7 protein-coding genes are annotated in these 6,698 nt (G+C 74.6%); 4 read left to right on the plus strand and 3 right to left on the minus strand.

Features of this window, described 5'->3' with window-relative positions; genetic code table 11:
• Positions 1 to 97: 97 nt before the first annotated feature.
• Positions 98 to 937, minus strand: a complete 840-nt coding sequence (locus tag JWR81_RS14935) for an exodeoxyribonuclease III (RefSeq protein ID WP_297651865.1) — start codon at positions 935 to 937, stop codon at positions 98 to 100.
• 45 nt (positions 938 to 982) lie between these two features.
• Here JWR81_RS14935 and xylA point away from each other — a divergent pair, with 45 nt between their 5' ends.
• The 3 genes from xylA to JWR81_RS14950 all read left to right on the plus strand — a co-directional run bounded on the left by xylA (position 983) and on the right by JWR81_RS14950 (position 4,850).
• Entirely contained in the window at positions 983 to 2,170 is a 1,188-nt protein-coding gene (xylA, locus tag JWR81_RS14940) for a xylose isomerase (RefSeq protein WP_297651868.1), read from the plus strand.
• Positions 2,167 to 3,594 (plus strand): xylulokinase, encoded by a 1,428-nt coding sequence (gene xylB, locus JWR81_RS14945; RefSeq protein WP_297651871.1) that lies wholly within the window; start codon positions 2,167 to 2,169, stop codon positions 3,592 to 3,594. The genes xylA and xylB overlap by 4 nt, the downstream gene beginning before the upstream one ends.
• Before the next feature lie 143 nt (positions 3,595 to 3,737).
• Positions 3,738 to 4,850, plus strand: coding sequence for an ROK family transcriptional regulator (locus tag JWR81_RS14950; protein ID WP_297651874.1), 1,113 nt, complete (start codon positions 3,738 to 3,740; stop codon positions 4,848 to 4,850).
• Between the two features lie 11 nt (positions 4,851 to 4,861).
• Here JWR81_RS14950 and JWR81_RS14955 read toward each other — a convergent pair whose 3' ends face one another.
• Positions 4,862 to 5,860, minus strand: a complete 999-nt coding sequence (locus tag JWR81_RS14955) for a potassium channel protein (RefSeq protein WP_297651883.1) — start codon at positions 5,858 to 5,860, stop codon at positions 4,862 to 4,864.
• Positions 5,861 to 5,950: 90 nt separating this feature from the next.
• Here JWR81_RS14955 and JWR81_RS14960 point away from each other — a divergent pair, with 90 nt between their 5' ends.
• A complete protein-coding gene (locus JWR81_RS14960) occupies positions 5,951 to 6,322 on the plus strand; it encodes a MauE/DoxX family redox-associated membrane protein (protein WP_297651877.1) in 372 nt (123 codons plus the stop codon).
• On the opposite strand, the gene JWR81_RS14965 is transcribed toward JWR81_RS14960, so the two are convergent.
• The coding region (locus JWR81_RS14965) for a hypothetical protein (protein ID WP_297651880.1) at positions 6,319 to 6,698 on the minus strand (380 nt) is incomplete at its 5' end. The two genes, JWR81_RS14960 and JWR81_RS14965, sit on opposite strands and share 4 nt — an antisense overlap.

Genomic DNA, 6,698 nt, shown 5'->3' on the forward strand with positions numbered 1-6,698 from the left:
CACAGGCAGGGCGGGCCGGTGAGGCGCTGACCGCGGCGCGGCGGTCAGGCGCGCCCGGCAAGGCAGCGGGTCAGCGCGCCGGGCCGAGGGCAGCGGGTCAGGCGCGCCGAGCCGAGGGCGGCGGGACCATCGGGCCGATGTCGCCGTCGGGGGCCGTGTCGAGGTCCACCATCACCGGGGCGTGGTCGCTCGGACCCTTGCCCTTGCGCGCCTGCCGGTCGATCCACGCGGCCTGCACCCGCCCGGCCGGGTCCGACCCTGCGAGCACGAGGTCGATGCGCATGCCCTTGTCCTGGTGGAAGCGGCCGGCCCGGTAGTCCCAGTAGCTGTAGATGCGCTCCGACGGCCAGCGTTCGCGGAGCACGTCGTGCAGGCCCGTGTCCTGGATCGCGGCGAGGGCCTTGCGCTCCTGCGGGGTGACGTGGGTGGAGCCGACGAACTGGGTCAGGTCCCACACGTCGTCGTCGGTGGGGGCGATGTTCATGTCGCCGGCGATCACGGTGGTGGCCGGGTCGGTGACGGAGGCTGCCAGCGCCGCGAGCCACTCCAGCTTGTAGGCGTAGTGGGGATCGTCGGGGGTGCGGCCGTTGGGCACGTACACCGAGGTCACGCGCAGGCCGCCGCACGTGGCGGTGACGGCGCGGGCCTCCACCGCGTCGGCGAATCGGGGTACGCCGGGCAGCGCACGGACGACGTCGTCGAGGCCGACCCGCGAGAGCAGGGCCACCCCGTTCCACCGGCCCTCCCCGACGTGGGCCACCTCGTAGCCGCGCTCGCGCAGCGGCTCGTCGAAGGTCTCGGCGAACGCCTCGTCCGACAGCTTCGTCTCCTGCAGGCAGACGACGTCGGGCTCGCGCTCGTCGAGCCAGGGCAGCAGCCGCGGCAGCCGGGAGAGGGCGGAGTTCACGTTCCACGTAGCCAGACGCACGGTCGGCACGCTACCGTGACCCTGTTAGTTCGATGCCCGAACAAAGGAGTCGGCATGGCGCCGCAGCCCACCCGCGAGGACCACTTCAGCTTCGGGCTCTGGACGGTCGGGTGGCCCGCCGCCGACCCGTTCGGCACCGCCACCCGCCCCGCACTCGACCCCGTCGAGTCGGTGCACCGGCTCTCGGACCTGGGCGCGTGGGGCGTCACGTTCCACGACGACGACCTCATCCCGTTCGGCACCGAGGCCGGCGAGCGCGACCGGCTGATCGCCCGCTTCCGCGCCGCGCTGGACGAGACCGGCCTCGTCGTCCCGATGATGACCACCAACACGTTCACCCACCCCGTGTTCAAGGACGGCGCGTTCACCAGCAACGACCGGGGCGTCCGCCGCTTCGCACTGCGGAAGATCGTGCGCAACCTGGACCTGGCCGCCGAGCTCGGTGCGTCGACGTACGTCTTCTGGGGTGGCCGGGAAGGCGCCGAGGTCGACTCCGGCAAGGACATCCAGGCCGCGCTCGACCGCTACCGCGAGGGCATCGACACCCTCGCCGCGTACGTCAAGGAGCAGGGCTACGGCATCCGCTTCGCGATCGAGCCCAAGCCCAACGAGCCGCGCGGCGACATCCTGCTGCCCACGCTCGGGCACGCGCTCGCGTTCATCGCGGGGCTGGAGCACGGCGACATCGTGGGTGTGAACCCCGAGGTCGGGCACGAGCAGATGGCCGGGCTCAACTACTCCGCAGGCATCGCGCAGGCGCTGTGGGCGGGCAAGCTCTTCCACCTCGACCTCAACGGCCAGCGGGGCATCAAGTACGACCAGGACCTCATCTTCGGCCACGGCGACCTGATCAACGCGTTCTCGCTCGTCGACCTCATCGAGCACGGCGCGCCGGGCGGCGGCCCGTCCTACGACGGCCCGCGCCACTTCGACTACAAGCCGCTGCGCACCGAGGACGTCAACGGCGTCTGGGACTCCGCGGCCGCCAACATGCGCGTGTACCTGCTGCTCAAGGAGCGCGTGGCGGCGTTCCGGGCCGACCCGGAGGTGATCGAGGCGCTGGCCACCGCGGGCGTCGCCGAGCTGTCCACCCCCACGCTCGACGCAGGCGAGACGCTGGCCGACCTCGTGGCCGACCGCTCCGCCTTCGAGGACTACGACGCCGCCAAGGCCGGCGAGCGCGGCTACGGCTTCGGCAAGCTCAACCAGCTGGCGGTGGAGCACCTGATGGGGGCGCGGTGAGCGGGCCCGGGAGCGATCCGTCAGCGCCGACGCTCGTCGCGGGCGTCGACTCGTCCACCCAGTCCTGCACGGTCGTCATCCGGGACGCCGCCACCGGGGCGCTGGTCCGGGAGGGCGGTGCGAAGCACCCGACCGGCACGGAGGTCGATCCCGCCGCCTGGTGGGACGCCCTGCAGTCCGCGATCGCCGACGCGGGCGGGCTCGACGGCGTCGAGGCGATCGCCGTGGCCGGGCAGCAGCACGGGATGGTGTGCCTGGACTCCTCGGGCGAGGTGGTGCGCCCGGCGCTGCTGTGGAACGACACGCGCTCGGCGGCATCGGCGGACGACCTCGTCGCGGAGCTGGGCGCGAAGGAGTGGGCGGAGGCCACCGGCAGCCTGCCGGTCGCCTCGTTCACGGTGACGAAGCTGCGCTGGCTGGCCGCGCACGAGCCCGACAACGCGGCCCGGACGGCAGCGGTGTGCCTGCCCCACGACTGGCTGACGTGGAAGCTGCGCGGCACCGGCGTGCTCGACGACCTGGTCACCGACCGCGGGGACGCGTCCGGCACCGGCTACTTCTCCGGCGTCACGAATGCCTACCGGCCCGACCTCCTCACGCTCGGGCTGGGCCGCCGCGACGTCGTGCTGCCGCGGGTACTCGGGCCGTCGGAGCCGGCCGGCCGGACGCCGGACGGCATGCTGCTCGGCCCCGGCACCGGCGACAACGCGGGGGCGGCGCTCGGGCTGGGCGCCCGGACCGGCGACGTGGTGATCTCGCTCGGCACGTCGGGCGTCGTCTCCGCGGTGAGCCCGACCGCGACGGCGGACCCGACCGGGATCATCGCCGGGTTCGCGTCCGCGAGCGGCGAGCACCTGCCGCTGGTGTGCACGCTCAACGCCGCCCGCGTCCTCGACGCCGCTGCGGCGATGCTGTCGGTCGACCACGCCGGGCTGTCCGCACTCGCGCTCGACGCTCCGGCGGGCTCCGGCGGCCTCGTGCTCGTCCCGTACCTGGAGGGCGAGCGGACGCCGAACAAGCCCGATTCCACCGGGGCATTTCACGGCCTGACGCTCGGTACCTCGACCCCGGGCCACCTGGCCCGGGCGGCCGTCGAGGGGCTGCTCTGCGGACTCGCCGACGCCCTCGACGCGCTGGTCGCGGCGGGGGTGCCGGTGCAGCGGGTGTTCCTGATCGGCGGGGGTGCGAGATCCGACGCAGTGGCCGGCATCGCGCCCGCCGTGCTGGGACGTCCGGTGCTGCGGCCGACGCCCGGCGAGTACGTGGCCGACGGCGCAGCGCGGCAGGCCGCGTGGGTGCTGTCGGGTGCCTCTGCCCCGCCCGAGTGGGCGGCGGCGGACACCGAGGTGTTCGAGGCCGATCCCACCCCCGCGGTCCGCGACCGCTACGCGCAGGCCCGCGACCTGACGGTCCGGCAACTGTGACCCCGCGAGTCGACACGGAAGGTCGCACGAGCCGGCACGAGCTGGCGCACGAGTGCGGCGGCGCCGTGGACGGTCCCGTGCTGGTCCCCTCCGGTCGTGCGGCGGCCTCCCCCGCGACGGAGGCGCCGCGGAGCCCTCGCCGGATGGGCGCGGCCGAGGTCCGGCGCCACAACCTCGCACTCGTGCTCCGGGAGGTGGCCGAGGGCGAGCCGGTGTCCCGGGCCGCCGTCGCCGCGCTCACCGGGCTGACGCGGGGCACCGTGTCGTCGCTGGTGGACGAGCTGCTGGCCGCCGACCTGGTGTCCGAGCTCGCCGCGGCCCGCGGTGGGACCGGCCGGCCCGCGAACCCGCTGCAGCTCAACCGGTCGGGGCCCGCCGGGCTGGGCGTCGAGATCGGCGTGGACCACGTCGGCGCGTGCGTCGTCGACCTGTCCGGGGCCGTGCGGGCGGTGCGGACGGTGCCCTCCGCGCACCGCGACCGGCCGCCGTCGGACGGGTTGGAACGGGCCGCCGTGCTGGCCCGCGAGGTGATCGCGGAGGCCGGGCTGCCCGTCGTCGGGGTGGGGGTGGCGCTGCCCGGTGTCGTCGGACCGCAGGGCGAGCTGCAGCGCGCGCCCAACCTGCCCCGCTGGATCGACGTCGGCGTCGGCGGGATGCTGTCCGACCTCCTCGACGGCCTGCCCGTCGACACCGGCAACGAGGCCGACCTCGCCGCCCTCGCCGAGCTCTGGTTCGGTGGCGGGCCACCGGACGTCCTGCACGTCTCCGGCGAGATCGGCGTCGGCGGGGCGATCGTGCTCGGTGGGGACCTCTTCCGCGGGCCCGGTGGCCGGGCGGGCGAGCTCGGCCACGTCGTCGTCGACCCGGACGGGCCGGAGTGCAGCTGCGGGGGGCGCGGCTGCCTGGAGCAGGCCGCCGGGCAGGACGCGCTGGTGCGGGCGGCAGGTGCCGCCGACGTCGAGGACCTCGTCCGCCGTCGCGCCGAACCGGCTCCGGCGGCGGCGATCGACGGGGCGGGGCGGGCGCTCGGGGTGGCGCTCGCGGGTGCCGTCAACCTGCTCGACGTGCCGGTCGTCGTCCTGGGCGGGCTCTACGCGCGGCTCGGTGCGCCGCTTCGCGACGCCGTGGCGGGCGAGCTCCGGACCCGCGTGCTCACCAGCCCACCGGTGGACGTCCGGTGCTCGGTCCTCGGTCCCGACGCGACCCTCCGCGGCGCGGCCGGCTCGGTGGTGCGGGCGCGCCTGCGCAACCCCTGAGGCGTGGTGCGTCAGCTCTCGTCGGGCTGGCTGGCCTTGCGGACGTAGAGCAGGCGGTCGCCGCGCTCCAGGGCGTCGACGGCCGAGGCGTCCACGCGGTGCAGCGTGTCGCCGCGGACCACGCCGAGCACGATGTCGGGCAGGTGCCGCGGTGAGCCGCCGACCTCCGAGTCCTCGATCTGCCGCTCGCTGATCGCGAAGCCGGCGTCGGGGGTCAGCAGGTCCTCGATCACCTCGACGACACGGGGCGTGGTGGTGGCCGCCCCGAGGAGCCGGCCCGCCGTCTCCGCCGAGACGATCACCGAGGTCGCCCCGGACTGGCGCAGCAGGTGCACATTCTCCGACTCCCGCACCGACGCGACGATGCGGATGTCCGGGGCGAGCTCACGCGCCGTCAACGTCACGAGGACGGCGGTGTCGTCGCGGTTCGTCGCCACGACGATCGCCTTGGCCTGGGGCACGCCCGCGATGCGCAGCACCGACGACCGCGTGGCGTTGCCCGTGACCGTCACCAGCCCGAGCGCGGACGCGGCGTCGAGCTGGGTGCGGTCGGTGTCGACGACGACGATGTCCGTGGGGTCCGCTCCGTCGCCCAGAAGGGTCTCGACCGCGGCACGACCCTTCGTGCCGTAGCCGACGACGACGGTGTGGTCGCGCACGCGGGACCTCCAGCGTTGGATGCGGAACGACTGCCGCGACCGCTCGGTGAGCAGCTCCACGGTGGTGCCGACGAAGGTGATGAGGAAGATCAGGCGCAGCGGCGTCACGAAGATCGTGGTGAGCGTCCGGGCCAGCGGGCTGACAGGCACGATGTCGCCGTAGCCCGTGGTGGAGACCGACACCGTCGAGTAGTAGAACGCGTCACCGAGGCTGATCGGGGTGTCGCTGTTGTTGTCGATGTAGCCGTCGCGGCCGAAGTAGACGATCAGCGCGGTGGCCACGAGCGCGCCGACGGCGATCGCGATGCGGCGCAGCAGCGACACGATCGGGGTGGCCGCCGTGTCCGGCATGCGGATCGGCCCGACCAGCGACGGGTCCACGACCGGTCGTCCGCCCCTTCTCGCCACGGCGCGGAGAGTAGCCGTGCGACGATCATCACCATGAGGCTCCCCCGGCAGTCGGCCGCTCTCGCGATGACCGCGTTCCTCGCCGGCGGGGGCGTCACGCACTTCGTCTCGCCCCGGTTCTACGACCCCATGGTGCCGACGCAGCTGCCGGGCACCGCGCGGTTCTGGGTGCTGGCCTCCGGCGTGGCCGAGATCGGGGTGGCCGTCGCGGTGGCCGTGCCCCGCACGCGTCGGCTGGGCGCGCTCGCCGCCGCCGCGCTGTTCGTGGCCGTCTTCCCCGCGAACGTCAAGATGGCCGTCGACCGGTCCACGCGCTCTCCCCGTGAGCGCGCCATCGCCTACGGACGCCTGCCGATGCAGGTCCCGCTGCTGCTGTGGGCGCGGAAGGTCCGGCGGGACGCCTAGGAGATACCCGCCTCGGCAGCGCCTGCCGCCATCTCGTCGAGCCCGAAAGCGGCCACGCCGTCGAGCGAGCCAGTGCCCTTCACCCCGTGTTCGGAGGCGCGGCCCGCGCCCCAGGCCAGCAGGCCCGCCGTGATCCCGTAGGCCTCCGGCGACGTCAGGCGGGTGCGCGCCAGCAGCGTGCCGCCCGCGTCGAACACCTCCGCGGTGAAGTGCGACGTGATGCCCGCGATCACCGACGCCGACGGCTCGGCGGGCATGCGCCGCGTCACGAACCCGGCGACGGCGTCCAGCACGCGGCCCGCGCCGGGGAGGCGCCCGAGCAGCGGGGTGAACCGGGACCCGGCGTGCACCGCCTGCGACGCCGGCCCGAACCAGC

This window comes from Pseudonocardia sp., assembly GCF_025965585.1.
Lineage (GTDB): Bacteria > Actinomycetota > Actinomycetes > Mycobacteriales > Pseudonocardiaceae > Pseudonocardia.